This window comes from Lichenibacterium minor, assembly GCF_004137685.1.
GTDB classification, from domain to species: domain Bacteria; phylum Pseudomonadota; class Alphaproteobacteria; order Rhizobiales; family Beijerinckiaceae; genus Lichenihabitans; species Lichenihabitans minor.
In genome coordinates, this window is sequence record NZ_QYBB01000043.1 from 1 (window position 1) to 17,517 (window position 17,517).

Genomic DNA, 17,517 nt, shown 5'->3' on the forward strand with positions numbered 1-17,517 from the left:
TCGAACAGAACGACGAGTGGCAGCTCCAACACCGATACATGACGCTCGAAACCATGGCCGGCCGCACCGACGAGCAGACGGCAACATTGACCCATATCGCAGCCTGACGCCCCTCAAAGGCCTGCGGTGAGCACCCAACAATTCTCCACCACCTTGACGGACGTGATCGGCCAGTGCGCCGAGGGCGTGACGGCGCTGTATCACCCATTCGAGGGATGCAGCCCGCCCCGATCCGTGCTGCATAGGGTTCGTCAGGCCTCTTCCTGCCCTGCGGTTCGCAGCAGTTCCTCGACCTTGCGAGCCGCGGCCCCTCTCGCCGGGCATCGTTCCATGCCGCACAGAGATCCCGCCACGCTCACACCCGAGCGCAGCGCCTTGATGCTCACGGAGGCCCTGCGTCGCGTCGATGCCGCCATCCCCGACCACGCGGTCGACCTTTTCGCTCTCCGTCGGGCGTTGGAAAGTGAGCTGGCGAAGGGGCCGACCTCTCTCGTCACCTTGATGAAGATAGGCCGACGTCAGGCTCTCGACCGCATCAGTCGGATGGCCAGAAAGGGCGCGGGCAGTCGTTAAGAGGTTGTTAACCATGTCATCTCTACCTTCCGTCGCAACGCGAATGAAGATCCGAGGGACAGATCCGCCATGTCCGGTCACAGCGACGAGATCCGCTTCGATCTGAGGATGCGCCCGGCCGCGGACGACCGGTTCGAAGTCCTGCTCCGGCTCTACCGGGATGGCCTGTTCGCCTCGGAGACCTCGATCGCCGTCCTCAAGGAAGGCAAAGCCAAGCTCATCCTGCGCATGGCGGACTACCAGCTCGCTCAACAGGGCTACCGGCAGTTCCTGTCGGAGATGCCGGCCGTTTTGCAGTTCGACGCGGTCGCGGCTTAAACACCTGCCCGACGCGAGCGGGTCAGTCGCGAGGGCTAATGACCCGCAGCGTAGGGGGACCAGCGCCAGAGAGGGGGCGAGCGACCGGAGCGTGAACGCCCGCTGAAGCGCTTTCTCAGCCCAGGTTAAGGGCCCGCGGATCAGGGTTTCTCCGTCTTCGATGGCGGGGCGAGCCGGCGCCCGAGATCGAAGCTCCGGCAGAGGTCGCGTCCGTCGCGTCGGTCGGAAAGCCCGCCACAGCCGAAAAACTGACGGTCTACGTTCCCAAGGCGGCAGCGAAGCGGCTCAAGCAGATGGCGCTCGACCACGACCGGCGCATCAACGACTTCCTACAGGAAGGCGTCGACCTCATGCTGGCGAAGTACGGCCAACCGTCGCTCGCCGATTTCGAGAAGAAGTAAACGGCATACGGTTTGCCGTAGAATTTTTACCGTATGCCGCACGCGGCAGTCCCTACGAGATCCTACACCCAGAGACACGCGCGCAAGTCGCTGGAGCGCACGCTTCCAATCGGGCTCAAGGCAACGCCAGCGCCAATTTGGCGACGGCGTTCACCTCCGACACTGCGGAGCGCACCGGCCGCTCTGAGCGCGCCGTAAACGGTAGGCCGCACGCCGTTTATAGTAAGCTGTAAACCGCAGAATGCTCGCCGTATGCCGTTTACGGCCTACCGCACGCGAACCTGTGCCGGTTTGACACTCCCCTATCATCCAGGCTCGATGGAGTGTCGCGGCGGGGCTGATTCCCGCCGCGCAGGAGGTCGAAGCCGCCGCAGTAGGTCACAAACGGAAAGAGCCCCCAGGTTGGCGCCTGGAGGCTCTTTGGAATCGATAGGTGCTCTCGCAACCTCAACAGCGCGAGATCACCACAGCGGCCATCGAGTCGTCAACGCGGAAATTGGCGTTTCCGCGAACGATCCCGCTTTGCCCCGATGCGGCCCATGGGAACGGGTCGAGAATGTTCGCGGACGACATCAGGCGAGCCCTCCAGGGCACGCCACGGGGGCGGCTGGCCGAGTTGGCGGCGGCCGTGTGGAAAGGTTTCGCGTGCGGGGCGGTGTCCGAGGAGGACGCGCAGCAGCTCGCCGAGGAGATCGCGGCGCGCAAGATCGTGCCGCCAAAGCCGGCGGCACCCAGGAAGCCCGTGGGCTCGCGCCCGCGCTCCCCGGCCTACATGGAGCGGCGCCGTCGCTGGACAGGCTCCGGCTGGCTACCGCCGCAGCTCGCCGCGCGCTTTACCATGGCCGAGGCCGCCGTCCTGTCGACGATCGCCGCCGAGGTGGCGCGCCGGGGCCTGTGCAGGCTCACCATCGGCCACATCGCGGCGCTGGCCGGGGTAGGGCGCACGACGGTGCAGAACGCGGTCCGGCAGGCCGCGGCACTCGGGATCCTCACCTCGGAGGAGTGGCGCCTCACCGCGTGGCGATCGGCGCCGAACACGGTTCGCATCGTGTCGCCCGAGTGGCGCGCCTGGCTCAAGATGCGGGACAGGAAGCGGGCGGGTGCCGAGCACTCAAGGCAGGCCGAGGAGGGGAGAGCGGAGCATGGCCGACAGGAACAGTCTCGTCGTGATCGGGATCGTGCTGGCGACCCTCGGCGCCCTCTGACTTGTGCTTCGGGCCGTGACGGTGTGGGCCGCCCCGCCGTCGACCGACCCTAGGCGGCGGTGGCCGATGCTCACAAGCCCCGAGGCGGCGATCGACGTGGACGCGGGGTCGGGCGGTGACAGCGGGTATTGACTCAAGGGGGTGGGTTCAGATCAGCGGACGCCCTTCGGATTACAGATTCTCTCTAGTCAGCGAGAGGGCAATGGCTCAGGGAAGATCGAAGGGAGAAGTCGGGATGCTTAATCGAGTGAGGCGCTTCTGCGCACACTGGTGCATCGCCCTGATGTTGGTCGGTGTCCCTACCTTAGCCAACGCTGACCCTGGCAAGCCGGCCGGCGAGATCCCGCTGCATCAGTTGCCGCTCAACGCCGCCCTCTACTGCAACGCGAGCTGCAAGGTGGACTCGTGCTCCCACGTCTGCCCTGCGGAGAACATGTGTCGCTGGAGGTGTGATCGAAGGGGACGAGCACACTGCGGCTGCCGTTTGAACGCCGCGCCGTCCAGCAAAGACTGACACTCTTGCGCCGCCTATGCGGAGCCCGCTGACGCCGTTTCCGGCGCCCCTACGATCGGAGTAGCGGCCGAGGTGAGAAACAGCCGTCCACGGGCCGTTTCCGACCTTCAGTGCGTATGGTGTGAACCCCCTACCCCTGTAGCCCTTCCTGACCCGACCTCTGCCCGAAGCGAGCGATGCCCTCCCCGACTGCGCGGGAAGGCAGCTCGACCTTGCTCGAAATGCAGCCATGCGTGACGCGACGGAACAGGGCCTCAATTCCATCATTTGATGGAAATCGTGTCCTCAGATTGATCCTCAATGTGCCTTCGCCTCCTCACATCCGTCGTCGCTCTCACTTCTGTCATTGCCCTTCCCGCCTTGGGCCAGGGTCTACCGAACGGCGCTGACGCCATTGCCCCGCTGATGCACGGGCAGCTCGTCTACCACGGCAATTACTGCGGCCCCGGCAACAAGGGCGCTCATCCCGCGCCGGTGGATGCGCTCGATGCAGCCTGCATGCGCCATGACGCTTGCGTGAAGGACTTCAAGATCCCGTCCTGCGGTTGCAACGCCCGCTTGGCGGAAGCCGCCACTGCCGTAGCGGCCGACCGTTCCGCACCCGCAGAGGAGCGCGAAGCTGCGGACTTCACTGCCCGCGGCGCTCAAGCGCTTCCCTGTCACTAGCCATCAACCCGCCGTCAACGATGCCGCCCCATGAAGCTGTGGTCAGCCGCGAGTCTCTCGCGGCTGTCAGACAGGAAGAGGCCCCCTCTCAAAGCAGCACACCGTGTCAGCTCGGCAGAGAGCTGGTCTCCCCCGATGCAGCGACTCGTCGTGCAAGGATAAGCGCTTTGTACAAGTGCTGAGCTACGATCGATAAGCCCGCTGCCTCAGCATCTTCGATGAGCGACGGTAAGGTAAGACTGATCGCTTTCGACTTCTTGATTGGATCAGCGAGGATTGCAGTCGGAACACGACCCGCCACACGCGAACGAAGACTGGGTTGGCGCCGCATTTAAGACCTCACTCAACCGGCTGCCACGCACCGCCACGCCTTCGGGATGTAAGCTGTGAGCTAGCGATTTGGAGGGGAAATGTCAAAACCTCACCCCTCATCGTTGGTTGTTTATGACGAAAATGTCACGGCGTTCAACGTAGAACACAATCCTACGCCGGCGTCCTACATGCCTCAAGATCCGGCCGCACAGCAGCCGTCCTGATTGTGGCCGTTAGGCAACATCGACCGGGTGAGTGCGCCGCCAACCCTCGGAAATGGGTCAGCACAGACGACAACTCATTTTCAGCTAAGTATGGCTGGCTAGGTCTCATTCAACGGCGGTTTTGCGGCGCCCTCATGTCGCGCCCAGCCGATGTCAGTTAAGACCGACGGATTCATCCTATGAACCTCGCGAAAAGCCTGCTGCTCGGTACTGCAGCCTTGATCAGCGCAGCCAGCCTTGCCCACGCCGCCGACCTGCCTGTCGCCAAAGCGGCCCCGGTCGACTACGTCCGCGTCTGCGATTGGACCGGCGCAGGCTTCTTCTACATCCCCGGCACGGACACCTGCATCAGCATTGGCGCCCAGGTCCGCATCGAAGGCGTCTTCATCAGCAACTCGCGCACGCTGACCCCCGTTCCCGTCGGTACGTCGAATATCCTAGGTCGCACTATTGTTCCGGCTCGCGACCGTGACGAGAGCGGCTTCCTCGCGCGCGTCCGCCTCGGTGTCGACACCCGCACCCAGACCGCCTACGGCACGTTGCGCGCCTTCATTCAGTACCAGATCGACCGCGTGCAGGGCACCTACGCCGAGGGCGGCCTGTCCGGCGGCGCCAGCACCATCACTAACTCTGGCGGCAACAACGCCGCGTTGCGCCGCGGCTTCATCCAGTTCGCCGGCATCACCGCCGGTCGCGTCCAGTCGTTCTTCGACTTCTACGCCGATAACTACAACTACGAAGGCATCGCCAACTCCGATATCGCGCAGAACGTCTTCGCCTACACCTATCAGGTCGGCGGTGGCCTGTCGGCGACCTTCTCGATCGAAGATCGCAACGCCCGCAACCTGACCACCCAGGGTCTCGGCTACATCAATGCCGGCGCGAATGCGGTCACGACGGGTGCCCGCTACGGCGGCGAGACGATTCCCGACCTCGTCGGCGTGCTGCGCTACGACCAGGCCTGGGGCTCCGCCCAGCTGTCGGCCGCCTATCACGAGATCCAGGCCGAGTCCGGTCCCTTCGCCGGCACGAGCGGCCAGGGCTTCTCAGGCACTGACACGGACGGTTTCGCGGTCCAGGGCGGCGTTCGCCTGAAGCTGCCGATGCTGGCCGCCGGCGACGACCTGTGGGTCGAGGGCGCTTACCAGAACGGCGCCTACCTGTACCAGGACTCCGCCTACTACATGAACCAGGGCTTCAACTCGGCCCTGCTCGGCGGCTTCCAGCACGTTGACCGCGACGCTATCGCGATCCACAACGTCGGTTCCGCTGCCGGCACCTTCACGCTGCAGAAGGGCGAAGGCTTCTCCGTCATGGCCGCCTTCAACCACTACTTCACCCCGAACTTCCACGACGTGATCTTCGGCTCCTACGAGCAGACCTCCTACGGCCGCGCCGGCCGGATCGACTGGACGCAGGGCGGCCTCGGCTTTGGCGAGCAGTACAAGATCGGCAACCAGTTCCTGTGGGATCCCGCGAAGAACCTCGAGTTCGGCCTCGAGTTCGATTACGTCAAGCTGAACCAGACGCTGGCCCACAACGTGAATCAGGCTGCGACTGCGCTGCCGACCGGCATTTCCAAAGATCCCGATGCCTTCGAGGCTCGCCTCCGCGTCGAGCGCGATTTCTGATCGACGCCTCTCCGAACACCTTCGAAAGCCCGGCGCGAGCCGGGCTTTCTTCGTTCTAGGCAGGGTCTCTTCACCCATACGGCCCCGTAAACAGGTCCCCCATCGCCCGCCGGGCCCGCACCGTCACGGCCCGGCGCCGCCGGTGCTCCGGCGCGTCGTGGAGGAGGTGGCACCGCTGGCACAGCGCCGCGAGGTTGCCCGGCGCGTTGTTCTGCGGGTCGTGGTCGAGGTGGCACGTCGACAGGAACACCCGCGTGCGCCGCATGGGCAGGATGGTGCTGTGTGGCGGTCGCAGGCGTCGGTGCCGCTTGCCTTGCCCGCAGCGCCAGGTGCGCGCGTCCTCGTCCCACCACAGGCCGTCGCCAAGGTGCAAGACCTCGCGCCCGTGCGGTCGTCCACAGCCCTCGCACCGACCCTTGGCGCGTCGGAACCGGATCGAGGCCGACAGCTCGCGCCAGTCGATCGGGTAAAGCCAGCGGTGGCGGGCGAGGATGGGCACGGGTAGACTTCTTCAACCCGCCGTTATAATCGCGTTAGGTATTTCGACACACCACTCAGCTTTTTTCAAAAGCCGTCGCTGCTTCCCCTTCGACAAATTGCCCCAAACCTCCCCGTGATGGATGTTGTCTGGCAATGGGTCATAACCGACCAACAGCTCTTCTTGCCTAAGATCGCCGGTTACAAATTTAACAGATCCAAGAAATTGAGGGCTAGTCACGTGGGTAACTACGTCGTCCCCCGCTGCGAGGATTGATTGCTCAAGATCGACCGACATCCCTCCATTAGCTCCAGATGATTTCTGAAGCGCCATGGTGGAAATCTGTCTCTTTCCATCTGGACCAGGAGTCAGATAGTGGTCAGAAATGCGGCGTATTACGCCGCTTTCATTTGTGATCTCATCGTGGTCATGGGGCACCACGTCTCCATTCGCATCACGCGGCGGCAGTCTGAGAGGCAAACGCTGGCTCCGACAGATCTTTGATCCATTGGGCAACCAACGTGAAGTCGTTGGTCAGCTCATGTTCTTCGCCGTCGTCGCCCGTGCGGACAGAAAGCCGCCACGCATGAACGTCGTTTGGCGCCCTCACATGCAACTCAATGTCGCCACTGGCAAGATGCCATTCAACCTGAAGGTCGCGGTTAGGGCCTGGCACAACCGAAGGCATGGGGCCTTCCGAAGGGCACACGACATCCAGCATGCGGAGAGCGAAGTTCGCCGTTTCAAAGCTTACTGGCTCGGCTCCGTAGCCGTCCCAGCCCTTTGGCAAACAGCACAACTCATTCAATCGATGGACGATGCCGGCCCGCCAAGCCCTGTCAGGCTCAGACAAAACCAACCGGTTCTGCCGCGATGTGATCGAAGAAACCGGGCTCGCACTGAGAACGGACCGAGCCTCCCAGAGCGTCATCGTGGCGCGAGCCGCACTCATTGCGTCCTCTCCCAAACCTTGTGAGCCGAGTCGGTGGTCAACTCAGCGAAGGTCGTAACCACTGTTTCCCGGCTTTTGCGCAAAAACTCAAGCGCCTGAGAGACGCTCGTACCTTTTGGCGCACCTCTGACAATCAGGGTCATGACGATCAACTGCCGTCCCTGATGGTCGGTTGCGCTATTTGACTCACATATGATCCGCCCTTCCGGCTTACCATCCAGGCTGTACAAAATCCGGCGAAAATTACCGATAAAATCGTCAACCTTACCGGCTTCAGGATTTAAGTAGCGGAGCCATGCACTCGGATCTGGATTTGTAGAAATATCGATATGATTGACATATGTGACCTCTGCTTGATTGACAGATATAGGATCGCCTTGGATTTTTATAAAAAAGTCATTCAGTAAATTTAATTCTTTGAAGTATTTATCAAATGTTGTTTCAAAATGAGGATATGTATGCGCTTGCATGTTCTGATCAAAGCGTCTCCAATTATGGAATAGCTTATCACTCTGAAATTGGATAACGTCATCGCCAGACTTTGACACAAAGAAAAATCTGTTGAGAACTGGACCTTGTATGAAGCCAAAATTCATTGGCTGAGATACTGGTCCAAATAACTCGAAATTTGGCGGAGTGGATGGCTGTTCCTGGGCCGTAGGGTACTCGTTGCGAAATAGATTCCATACGTCAGTGGCCATCAGCGAGTTATAGCCACGGCACGGCATGAACTGGACACCAATGGCCATCTCATTGAGCGGCGGAGCTTGGAAGCTTGGAAGGCCGGCCGGTCTGATCACGATGGAGCCTCGTATAAGTTTGCGCCCTGTATGGCACAGAAAGCTGTTAAAAACGGGTTTGGCCCGACGGTATGCATTGACAATGGGGGCGGATCATCCGCCCCAACGCCACCCTTACCCGCTCGACCTCGCATCGGAGCGGCGCGTCGTCGTCCAGGCAGAGCCGATCCAGCACGAACCGCTCCGCACCGGCCGCCCGGATCAGCGCCGCGTGGTCGCGCTTCACGGCCACCCACGCATCGTCCGACATCGGGGAGCGCCGAAGCCGCGCCCACACGATGCCGTCTTCGTAGCGCCGTCGCAGCCTCCCATAGGCCAGCCCGGCGGCGTGCTGCCGATCGTCGATCGTGCCGGCCGACAGCAGGGCGTCGAGGGCGGAGGTGGTTTTCTCCCACTTCGGGACCACCCGCAGCCGGGGCGGGAAGCGGACGACGGCGGACGAGGTGGCGTGCAGCGACATGGCGGTTCCTCAGTGCAGGGTGAAGGCCGGCGCGACGACGAGCATCAGCGCCGCAGCGAGGACCAGGAGGGCGACGCGGGCCATCAGTGCAGCCGGAAAGCGGGCATTTCGACCGGAGGAGCCTCCCCGCCGGCCGCGATCGTGCCTGTGATGGCGCCGGTGATCGCCGAGGCGTGAAGCTCGCCGAACGTTTCGTGCAGGTACATCGTGGCCGCCCCAATCGCGGCACGCGCCTCCTCGTGGGCCACGCCGGGCGGCAGCGTCCGCAGCCAATCCAACATCCCCTGTGCCCGCGCAATTGTCGTCGGATGGTCGGCCATGGCGGGTTGCTCCTCCGGGTTGCGGGCGTGGTCGGGCTGGGGCAGGGTGCCGGCGTTCACCGACGAGGACCCGCTGTGCGCGCCACCATCTACCGTGTGATGATGCGCCCCTGGGTCTACCGGATCACCTGCGGCGTGCTGTTCGTGATCCTGATGGGGCTCACCCGGTATGGGTTGAACGTCTTGAAGAACACCAACGACACCGCCCTCATCCTTGAGGTGGGTGTCCCGGCAATTGTCGTGATCTTCGCGCTGGCCTGGCTCATCGACCGCCATGACGCGCGCCCTCACTGAGAAACCGCCTGTTGCCGCCCGGCCGCCAGCGTGCGGGCCAGGGCGCGTGTCAGGGCGTCGACCTGCGCCGGAGGTAGGGCCGGCTGCTTCGCACGCGACGTCATGACTGCCCGCACCAGAGCGTCGGCCTCCGGGCCCGTCTTCACGAGCTGGGGCGCGACGCGCTCCCGGGCCGCCTCGTAGCGGCTGCCCAGGAAGCGTTCGCCCAAAGCGTCAGGCGACAAAAACGACGGCAGGTAGGTCGACGGCTTGTCGATGTAGAGGTTATTCCACCAGCCTCCGATGCCGTTCTGCATGTCGGGCTCGGTGAGCCCTCGCACCGCCTGCCGCTCGCCCGTGGGTGAGCCGCCCATCACCGCCTGCTTGTTGGCCCGGTAGAGCCCTTCACGGTCCACCGCGCCCCTTAGAGCATCGGCGGCATCCTGCCCGAAGGCAGTCCCGATCTTCGCGGCGTTGTACCCGTCATCGCCCTGGAGCGTGCGCGACAGGGTGCCGAGGTCGTTCGGGTTCTGCCGCAGGGCGCTGCTGACGGCATCCCGCATGGTCACGCGTTCCGCTGCCTGGCCGGCTCCGGTGCGACCCCCGAAGCGGTCCGCGAAGTCGTCAGGGTGGATGGCGTTCGGTCCCGTCCGAAGCGCTGTGCGCCCGTCCGTCATGGCTTGCCCGAGAGCGCCATACTCCTGATCAAGCGCCCGGCCGCGCGCATAGTACGGGTCCGCCGCCATGTGCGCCGCCAGCGCGTCCCGAGCTGGCGCGATGTCGGCCTCACCGCGGGCCACACGGGCGTCGAGCACGCCGAGCGCGTGGTGCATCGCTTCCGGCGTTGGGCGGGTCGCCTCGGTGAACTGCTGCTGCGCCCTCGCGATATGTCCGTTGAAGACGTCGATGGCTTCCTGATGCGGAACCACGGCCGCGAACTTGTCCCGCAGCGCCTGATTGCCCGAGACCGTGCGGACGAAGTTCGAGGTGTCGTTGCCCTTGGTCAGCTTCTCCGACCCGGCCGCGAACATCCCGTCCCGATACCGCTGGCGCTCGCCGTCCGTCGACAGGGCCGCATATTCACGCTGGACCTGTTCGGGCGTGACGTTGTCGGCGAAGGCCGCGCGCCCGCTGTTGAGGGCGTCGATCTCGCGCGAAGGGCCCGCGTAGGCCTGTCGGGCTGCACCGTAAGCCTCCGCGATGGACGAGTCCGGGTGGCGTTCGATCGCGCCCAGGAGCTGCTGCTGTAGTCCCGTGTAGATGCGGGCGTCGTCCCGGTTGCCGGCCCGCTGCGCCGTGTCGATCTTGTCGCCCAGCGTCCGCTTCAGGTAGTCCAGGCCCTCCGGCGTGAGCTGCGGCGCGCGGGCGGCGGGACCTGTCGGTGCGTCGGGGCCGCCGAACGGCAAGCCGGGCGGCGTGGGGCGCATGCCGGCGTCGCGCCCGACCTCGCCACGAGCGGCACCCCCGCCCTGCTGATAGTCCTGCATGGCCGCATCGCGGGCAGCCCAGGCCGCAACGGCGTCATGATCGTGGACGCTGTGAATGGGGTTGTCGGACCCGAGCGCGTCGAGGAGGTGGTTGACCGTCGAGAAGCGCGCCGCGCCGTCCGTCGTGCCATCCACCGTGTGGTTCAGATAGCCCATCTGGGCTGCAGCCTGCCGCATGGCATCGGCGCCGAGCCCCTGTCCCGGCCGGGCCACGAGGTTGTCGAGCCCCATCGCGGCGAGATCGCCGCCGCGATCCTGGATGCCGCCCATGCTGCGAACGAAGCCGTGCAGGTCAACCGGCCGCGGCACGCCGACCGGCGCCGGACGCGATGGCGCCTGTTCCGCGGCCTGGGGCGGGATGTCGGGCAGGTCGGTCGGCATCTCCGGCGTGACGCCCGAACCCAGCGGGTCGCGGTCGAAGCCGGCGCCGCGCTGCGCGAAGATGGTCCGCCCCTGGTCCTGTGCCTTCCTCTCCGCCGCCGGGATGGCAGACTGAACGCTCGGCCGGTTCAGTACGTCGGCCAGCTCCGGCGTCATCGGCACGTTCATGGACCGATAGGCCGTGTAGAGCGGGTCCGATGCGGCGCTGCGCTGTGCCGTCAGGGCGTCCGTCGCGGCCAGTGGCCCGGCGGCGTTCGCGTCCGTGCCCATCAGGCGCGCCAGAGCGTCCGTCACGGCTGGGCGGGTGCCGGCGTTGTAGGCCTGCAGGGCGGCGTCGGAGCCGGCCGGGTTTCCGGCGGCGTCGAGGGTGATGTTGCCGAGCGGTGTCCCGCGGTTCGCCGCGTCGGTCGCAGCGTCCCGCATGGCGCTTGCCACGGCCGGACGCTGCGTCAGGTCGGCCAGCTCCGGCGTGTAGGGCATGCCGTTCTGCGCGGCCTGCGCGAAGTAGGGCGCCGTCACAGCCGAGCGGGCGTCCTCGATGCCCTGGCGGACGGGCGTGGGGTTCTGCGCCGGCCCGAGAGCGTCGTCGACCGCGCCCATCACCCGCTGCCCGGTCCCGGCGTTGCGGGCGTCGAAGGCGTCGCGCACGATGGCTTTGCCCGCCCCGTTGTTCGTCGCCACCGACTGCGTCAGATCGAGGAGACCAGGGGAACGTTCGCCGAGCATGCCGGCCGGGCCGAGGGCGTCGGCCGCAGACTGGAGGTCGGACGGGGATTGCCCGCGCAGCGCGTTGGCGAGCCACTTCCGGTCCAACGCGCCCGTCCCCGCGAGTTCGGCCGGCAGCGGCGCCATGAGGCCGGAAAGCGTCCTGTAGCCCGCCCCGAGGGCGGCACCAGCGGCAGGGCCGAGAGCACCCGTTGCCGCGCCAGCAACAGCCCCACCAGCGACGTTCTGCCCCCTCACGGCAGCATCCGCCGCGCCGAGACCGCCTTGTGCCGCCGCTGCCGTTCCCATGCGGGCCAGCAACGACCCCGCGCCAGCCCCGAGCCCCGCCTCGGGCAGCAATCCGATGGTGCCCACCGTGCCACCGACCGCCTTGGCGGCACCGGACGCATAGGGGTGCTGCGCGTCGAACTGCGCGTCCATGGCGTTCGCCGCGGCGAGGTTGTCGCCGTAGCTCCCCGAGGTGAAGGGGCTGGCCAGCGCCGCAGCGGCGTAGTTCACCCCGGCGCCGAGCACCGGCACCGCGCCGCCGGCCGCAGCGACCGCATGGGCCGTGTTCTCCGGCAGGTCGACGAGGTTCTGCCGACCCTGTGCCCCTGCCTTGGCAAACCGCGCCCTCACGGCCGCGTCGATTTGGTCCTGAGACAGGCCGTCGCCGTTCGGGTTCGCGTCCGGGTCGACCGAACCCGCAGCGCTGGCCACCCCGACAGGGACGGGGATCGTCAGGGCCGAGGGTTGGCCTGGAGCCGAAGCCGATCCGCCGCCGGCCGGGGCCGCGAACGGGTCGTCGTCGACCGGCACGAAGCGCAGCGGCTGCGCTGCAGCCGGGGCAGGGACACCCGCGGCGGCCTGGGGCGCCGGGGCAGCGAATGGGTCGTCGTCAACGGGGGTAAAGGTCGGCATCACTGCACCATCATGTATTTGCCGGGACGGTTCGGGTCGGCGACGTACCAATTGCCGTTCGGGGCCTGACGGGCGCCCTGGACCGGGGCGGGCGCCTGCTGTTGCGGAGCGGTCGCCGAGGCCGTGGCTGGGCCGCCCTGAGGGGAAGCTGCGCTTGCGCCATCCACGCCGCCCACCTGCGCATAGGGCGTCTGCGACAGCGTCCGCAGGCGCACAGCACGGTCCGGGGGCGAGATAGTCGGGTCGGACGCGAGATCCCCCATCTGCGCGTCGCGCTGCAGGACGGTGCGATAGCGGTTGATGGCCGCGATGCGCCCCGCCTGGTTCGTCGACAGGTCGCCAAGGTTGGACTTGAAGGCGTCCATCTCGGCCACGCGGAGCGCGCCCGAACCCGCCGGCCGCTCGCCGACAGCCAGCGCGCCGACCATGCCCTTGAACGCCTCCTGATCCGATCCGCTCTGCGTCGGCCACCCATATTCGTTGAACTTGGCGTTGAGCTTCGTCCCGATGTTGTTGCCGAACTTGCCCGAGAGCTGTTCGAGCTGATCGAGCTGCGCCAGCTTCTGCCGCGCGTCTCGTCCCGCCTGCGCGATCTTCGCCTGTTCGCCGACCTGAGTGTCCGCGTCCTTCACCTGTGCGGCCTCGTCGGCCTTCATCTGCCCCGCCTGCTTTACGAGCGGCGCCACGGCATCGAGAGGCCCTGCGGCAGCCGCGGGGGTGCCGGGGGCGGCGGCGGACAAGCCCGGAGCACCGCTCGCCCCAGGCGTGAGCATCTGCACCTTGGGCGCCCCGCCGTTCGGGTCCGGCGTCACCATCACCGGCACGTCGACCCCGTTCACCCTGAGCGAATGGACCGACGCCCCCGCACCGCCCGGCAGGGCGATGGACGAGCCGTCGCGGCTGTTCATGGCCGTTCCGGTGCCGGGGACGGGCTTGTAGTCCGGGGTCTGCGGAACGGCGGCCTGGACACCGTTCGGCCCGACGAGCTGCTGACCAGGGCTCATCACGCGCGGGGCGGCGCTCACCTGGCGCTGATCTCCGGTCGCCTTGTTGGTGATGGTTCCAGCCTCGTGATCGTAGGTCCAATCCGCTGACGGAGCCTGCGTATAGAGGTTGCCGTAGGTCCCATCCGGTCGACGGCCCACCAGGCCTTCGCCCTGCGACAGCTTCATGGGCTGCGGCGCGAGGCGGGACATGATGAGTTCGGCCTGCTGCGGCGTCGTGTAGGGGTTCGACAGGAGCGCGATGGCCTGCTGCTGCGACATGCCGAGGCCGGGCACCGTCGCCTGTGAGCCCTGGGCAGCACCACCCTGTGCCGACTGCGATCCTTGACCGCCGGGCGTGAAGCTCGATCCCGCAGGCTGGCCGCCATAGGCCGGCGGGGACGCCGCCTGTCCGCCGGGGCCGGCGCCCTGCTGCTGGCCGCCACCGAAGAACTGCCCGACGATCGGCAGCGACGCGAGGGGATTGCCGCCGCTCTGCCCCTGGCCACCACCCTGCCCGAACAGCCGGCCGATGGCCGCCAAGGGGTTCCCGTCGTCCTGCCCCGAGGTCGGGGCCGAGGAGGCCGGCGCCGCAGCCGCGATCTGACCGCGAAGCGCGGCGCCGAGGACTACGGGGGAAGGACCGCCCTGTGCGCGCTGCGCCTCCTGGCGCATGAAGTTCTGCGGGCTCGACGGGTCGCCCCCGCCCTGGCCCGGCAACCCCATGGGCTGCTGTGCCAGGAGCGAGGCAAGCATCTGCGGCGAGACGGGCGCGGGACCAGCGGTGGCCGCCCCAGGGGCCGGCGCGTCGGGGTTGAGGCCAAGCGCCGTGTTCGACGGGCGCGACGGCGGCGTGGGACCGCTCTGCGGCAGCGCCGAAGCTTGCATGGACGCCTGAGGAGCGACCCCTTGCGGGCTCGACCGCCCGAGACCGGCGAAGTCCTGCTGAAGGGCCGCGGGCGGGTTGGAGGAGGCCCGCGCCATGATGGGCAAACCCAAGCCCGGAGGCGGCGTGGTCGAGCCGGCGAGGCCCGACAGGTCCGGCGGCGGCACGTTCGCGCCGGCCATCGTCGGCAGGGGCGCGCCGCTCTGGGCATCCTTCAACAGCGATGCTTGCGCGGACGGACCGAGCTGCGATGGGTCTACCGGCCCCAAGTTCGCCGGCGGGGGCGCACCATTCCGCGCGGCGAGGACGGCCCTTGAAGCATCCGCCGACGCTCCAGGCAGGCCCGTGACGTCCATGCCCGCGGCCTGCATCGCTCGCGTGGCATTTCCGGCGACATCGGACGGGTCCGGCGAAGCGCCCAGCGCCGCGATCGGCGCAGGCCCGGCGCTCTGGTCGATGCCGGCCGGCGCGGGGGGCACCATCGGGGCGGGGGCTGACGTCGGGGCAGGCGTCGGGGCCGGCGGAGCCGAGGGGCCGGCAGGCTGGCGGAGCGCAGCCGCCATCACGGCGGGCGAGGGCTGTCCGGGCTGGGGCGGCGGCGCCAGATCGGATGCGCCCATCGCCATCTGAGCCGGCGACGGTAGGTTGCCCTGCAGCGCCGTGACGATGGACCCGTCCTGCGGACCGCCGGGCGTGTTGTACGACGTCCCAGGCTGTGCGCCATCGGTGCCCGTGAAGCCGCTGTCGCCGATCATCGACTGCTGGACGCCGCCATTCGGCGTCACGTTGTCGAAGCCAGGCAGCGAGCCCGTCGACAGGCCCGTGGCGGGAAGCGGCGCCATCGCAGCGCCCGAAGGATCGAGCGCGGCGGGACCGGGGCCGCCGGGCGCGAGGTCGCCCATCGCCAGCGCGTTCGACGACAGCGGCGGCGCCTGGGGCGCGGTCGGGCCGCCGGCCTGCATGATGGACGGGTCGGGCGCGGGAGAGCCCATGGCGGGGTTCGGTGCGCCGCGCTGGAGCAGGGCTGCCAGCATGGCGGGGTCGGCACCGCCGTTGCCCTGCATCGGCTGCGGGCCAGCGCCGAAGGGCGAGGGCTGCGGAGAGGGTGGCGGCGCGTTCGCCATGGTCGGACCCGGCACCGCGGCCGGCGCCTGGTTCATGCTCGTCGGCATGGCGCCGAACGGGCTGGACGGCTGCACTGTGGCTGGCAGCGGCGTAGCGCCCGGCCCCGAACCGCTGGCCGAACCGCGAAGGGCCGCGGCGAGCGTGGCGGCGTCAGGGGTGGCGGGAGCCTGTGCCATCGACTGCGGCATGGCGCCGAAAGGCGACGGAGCGGACGCGCCGGGACCGAGCATGTCGGGCGTCACGCCGGGCGGCAGGCTCGATGAGGCAACAGGCTGGGCGTTCGGGGCGGGAACGTCGGCGGAGGCCGTGCGGCTCGGGGCCGGGGTGTTCTGCTGCTGCAGGTAGGTGCTGACGGTCGCGCGGTCCGCATCGGTGCCCGTACCGGACGCGAGGCGGTTCCTGGCGGCGAGCACGGTGGCGTCGCCGATCGGCGCGGACGAAGCGGTGGGAGCCGCAGCCGCGACCGAGGACGCCCCATTCGGACCCGAGGGGCCTGCTCCGACGAAGCGGTGGTTTCCGATGGTCACATCGTTCTGAGCGGCCAGCTTCGGACCCCAGGCCGGCGACGCGGCCCTCGGGTTGTAATAGTGGGTGGCCCCTCCCGTAGGGTCCGGGGTCTGCCCCGACATCACGCCGTCGTAGATGGATCCGATGCGCTGATAAGTCGGGCTGTTCGCGCTCAGCTTCCGGGCGTTGTCGCCGGCCGGGTCCCCGGCATTCCAAAGGCTGAACTGCTTGGGGGCGAGGATGACGCTCTGCATGTCCGGCCCGAACTGGCCCGAGGCCAGCCGGTTTTTCAGGACGGAGGCCACGCCCGCCTTGCCGGTGTCGGACTCCCCGCCAGCCTCTCCGTAGATGGTGCGGATGGCGAGGTCGCGCGTCGAGTCACCGCCGGACGGCAGGGCATTGGCCGGGCCGGTCGGGGCGGAGCCGGGGATCATGCCGGGCGTGGCCAGGGCCGCACCGCCCGAGGCGCCCGCGCCAGCCGCCGTCATGGCCGGCGTTGAGGTTCCGTTGAGCAGGTAGTTCGCCATCATGGCGCGCTGCGCCGCCTGGCCCTGCTGCGCTTCGTTGATGGCGCTGCGTTCCTGCAGCCCGCCCATCAGCCCTTCGATCGCCTTGAGGCCGACCACGCCCTTGCTGGTATAGGGCGCCGTCTGCTGTGCCGCGGACTGCGCCAGAAGACGGGCGGCCATCAGGCGCGCCTTGACCGACTCGGGGGCGTTAGCCGGGAGGCCGAGATCGTAGGAGGAACCGTCGGCCATCACAGCACCACCTTGGAATAGTCGACGCGGGCGAAGCCGTCGTCAGGGTCGATCCATGTCGCGTCGGGCCGCACTACGGCGACCTCGTCGGCCATGCATCCGACCTCGAAAGGGCCGCCCTCCAGCCGGTAGCGGTAGACAGGAAGCCCGTTCGGCAGCGTGTCGATGCGGCTCACTTCGCTCTTGAGCCTACGATCGGATTTTCGGCCGATCATCTGCTTGAGGTTGTCGAGGCCGCTCTGCGCGCTGGACGAAAGCGTCGAGGGATCCAGCGCCCCGAATTGGGAGCCCTGGGCGCCGGCCTGCCCGCTCGGAGGCGCCGGCTGCGGCGTCGCCTGGGGCATCGCCTGCCCGGTATGCTGCGCGACTGCGGCGCGGGCGGCGGCGAACGGGTCGGCACCCTGGCCCGCGGGGGCCTGGGCCATCTGCTGTGTGGGTTGGGCCTGCGGCTGCGCCGCCATGCCCTGCCCACCGCCTCGGAGGAGCTGCCCCATGAGCTGCGGGTGGGACATCTGCGCCTGTGGCCTGCCCATCGCCTGCTGCTGAGCCGCCGCCTGCGGCGTGCCGGCATTGCCGCTCAGGGCGGTCGGGTATGGGATCCAGCCCATGACAGTCTCCGTGCGGCGCCCCGATGGGC

Annotated in this window: 15 protein-coding genes; 6 read left to right on the top strand and 9 right to left on the bottom strand. The window is 67.5% G+C overall.

Annotated elements, in window-relative coordinates; all coding sequences use genetic code 11:
• The first annotated feature begins 642 nt into the window (after positions 1-642).
• From D3273_RS22610 to D3273_RS22630, 5 genes are all read left to right on the top strand, one after another.
• The gene (locus tag D3273_RS22610; RefSeq protein ID WP_129229162.1) at positions 643-891 is read left to right on the top strand and encodes a hypothetical protein; all 249 of its coding nucleotides are present in this window, start codon (positions 643-645) and stop codon (positions 889-891) included.
• 248 nt (positions 892-1,139) lie between these two features.
• Positions 1,140-1,292, top strand: a complete 153-nt coding sequence (locus tag D3273_RS29855) for a ribbon-helix-helix domain-containing protein (RefSeq protein WP_342634281.1) — start codon at positions 1,140-1,142, stop codon at positions 1,290-1,292.
• Positions 1,293-1,848: 556 nt separating this feature from the next.
• A complete protein-coding gene (locus tag D3273_RS22620; RefSeq protein WP_129229164.1) occupies positions 1,849-2,550 on the top strand; it encodes a transcriptional regulator in 702 nt (233 codons plus the stop codon).
• An 866-nt stretch (positions 2,551-3,416) separates the two neighbouring features.
• Positions 3,417-3,677, top strand: coding sequence for a phospholipase A2 family protein (locus D3273_RS29860; protein WP_129229192.1), 261 nt, complete (start codon positions 3,417-3,419; stop codon positions 3,675-3,677).
• 715 nt (positions 3,678-4,392) lie between these two features.
• Complete coding sequence (locus tag D3273_RS22630) at positions 4,393-5,844, top strand: porin (protein WP_129229165.1); 1,452 nt, start codon at positions 4,393-4,395, stop codon at positions 5,842-5,844.
• Positions 5,845-5,914: 70 nt separating this feature from the next.
• Here the strand turns inward: D3273_RS22630 and D3273_RS22635 are convergent, their stop codons facing one another.
• The 6 genes from D3273_RS22635 to D3273_RS22660 all read right to left on the bottom strand — a co-directional run bounded on the left by D3273_RS22635 (position 5,915) and on the right by D3273_RS22660 (position 8,854).
• Positions 5,915-6,343 carry a hypothetical protein gene (locus D3273_RS22635; protein WP_129229166.1) on the bottom strand — a complete coding sequence of 143 codons (429 nt, stop codon included), beginning with the start codon at positions 6,341-6,343 and terminating at the stop codon, positions 5,915-5,917.
• 12 nt (positions 6,344-6,355) lie between these two features.
• Positions 6,356-6,760: a hypothetical protein gene (locus D3273_RS22640; RefSeq protein ID WP_207210874.1), complete on the bottom strand. Its 405-nt coding sequence runs from the start codon at positions 6,758-6,760 to the stop codon at positions 6,356-6,358.
• Positions 6,761-6,776: 16 nt separating this feature from the next.
• Positions 6,777-7,274 carry a hypothetical protein gene (locus tag D3273_RS22645; RefSeq protein ID WP_129229168.1) on the bottom strand — a complete coding sequence of 166 codons (498 nt, stop codon included), beginning with the start codon at positions 7,272-7,274 and terminating at the stop codon, positions 6,777-6,779.
• On the bottom strand, positions 7,271-8,074 hold the full coding sequence (locus D3273_RS22650) for a TIGR04255 family protein (protein WP_129229169.1): 804 nt from the start codon (positions 8,072-8,074) through the stop codon (positions 7,271-7,273). The genes D3273_RS22645 and D3273_RS22650 overlap by 4 nt, the downstream gene beginning before the upstream one ends.
• Positions 8,075-8,120: 46 nt before the next feature.
• On the bottom strand, positions 8,121-8,534 hold the full coding sequence (locus tag D3273_RS22655) for a hypothetical protein (protein ID WP_129229170.1): 414 nt from the start codon (positions 8,532-8,534) through the stop codon (positions 8,121-8,123).
• An 83-nt stretch (positions 8,535-8,617) separates the two neighbouring features.
• Positions 8,618-8,854, bottom strand: a complete 237-nt coding sequence (locus tag D3273_RS22660; protein ID WP_129229171.1) for a hypothetical protein — start codon at positions 8,852-8,854, stop codon at positions 8,618-8,620.
• Between the two features lie 75 nt (positions 8,855-8,929).
• Between D3273_RS22660 and D3273_RS22665 the strand changes: the two genes are divergently transcribed.
• On the top strand, positions 8,930-9,148 hold the full coding sequence (locus D3273_RS22665) for a hypothetical protein (RefSeq protein WP_129229172.1): 219 nt from the start codon (positions 8,930-8,932) through the stop codon (positions 9,146-9,148).
• Here the strand turns inward: D3273_RS22665 and D3273_RS22670 are convergent.
• Genes D3273_RS22670 through D3273_RS22680 form a run of 3 tightly spaced genes read right to left on the bottom strand, consistent with a single transcriptional unit; the run spans position 9,142 to position 17,488 of the window.
• Complete coding sequence (locus tag D3273_RS22670) at positions 9,142-12,621, bottom strand: hypothetical protein (RefSeq protein ID WP_129229173.1); 3,480 nt, start codon at positions 12,619-12,621, stop codon at positions 9,142-9,144. The genes D3273_RS22665 and D3273_RS22670 overlap by 7 nt on opposite strands.
• Positions 12,621-16,880: a cell wall hydrolase gene (locus D3273_RS22675; RefSeq protein ID WP_129229174.1), complete on the bottom strand. Its 4,260-nt coding sequence runs from the start codon at positions 16,878-16,880 to the stop codon at positions 12,621-12,623. The genes D3273_RS22670 and D3273_RS22675 overlap by 1 nt, the downstream gene beginning before the upstream one ends.
• A complete protein-coding gene (locus D3273_RS22680; protein ID WP_129229175.1) occupies positions 16,880-17,488 on the bottom strand; it encodes a hypothetical protein in 609 nt (202 codons plus the stop codon). The genes D3273_RS22675 and D3273_RS22680 overlap by 1 nt, the downstream gene beginning before the upstream one ends.
• Between the last annotated feature and the right edge of the window lie 29 nt (positions 17,489-17,517).

What these genes read in the sequence shown, in the direction of transcription:
- D3273_RS22610 (WP_129229162.1), top strand. Translation starts at nt 643, where the DNA reads ATGTCCGGTCACAGCGACGAGATCCGCTTCGATCTGAGGATGCGCCCG.
- D3273_RS22620 (WP_129229164.1), top strand. Translation starts at nt 1,849, where the DNA reads ATGTTCGCGGACGACATCAGGCGAGCCCTCCAGGGCACGCCACGGGGG.
- D3273_RS29860 (WP_129229192.1), top strand. Translation starts at nt 3,417, where the DNA reads ATGCACGGGCAGCTCGTCTACCACGGCAATTACTGCGGCCCCGGCAAC.
- D3273_RS22630 (WP_129229165.1), top strand. Translation starts at nt 4,393, where the DNA reads ATGAACCTCGCGAAAAGCCTGCTGCTCGGTACTGCAGCCTTGATCAGC.
- D3273_RS22645 (WP_129229168.1), bottom strand. Translation starts at nt 7,274, where the DNA reads ATGAGTGCGGCTCGCGCCACGATGACGCTCTGGGAGGCTCGGTCCGTT.
- D3273_RS22655 (WP_129229170.1), bottom strand. Translation starts at nt 8,534, where the DNA reads ATGTCGCTGCACGCCACCTCGTCCGCCGTCGTCCGCTTCCCGCCCCGG.
- D3273_RS22660 (WP_129229171.1), bottom strand. Translation starts at nt 8,854, where the DNA reads ATGGCCGACCATCCGACGACAATTGCGCGGGCACAGGGGATGTTGGAT.
- D3273_RS22670 (WP_129229173.1), bottom strand. Translation starts at nt 12,621, where the DNA reads ATGCCGACCTTTACCCCCGTTGACGACGACCCATTCGCTGCCCCGGCG.
- D3273_RS22675 (WP_129229174.1), bottom strand. Translation starts at nt 16,880, where the DNA reads ATGGCCGACGGTTCCTCCTACGATCTCGGCCTCCCGGCTAACGCCCCC.
- D3273_RS22680 (WP_129229175.1), bottom strand. Translation starts at nt 17,488, where the DNA reads ATGGGCTGGATCCCATACCCGACCGCCCTGAGCGGCAATGCCGGCACG.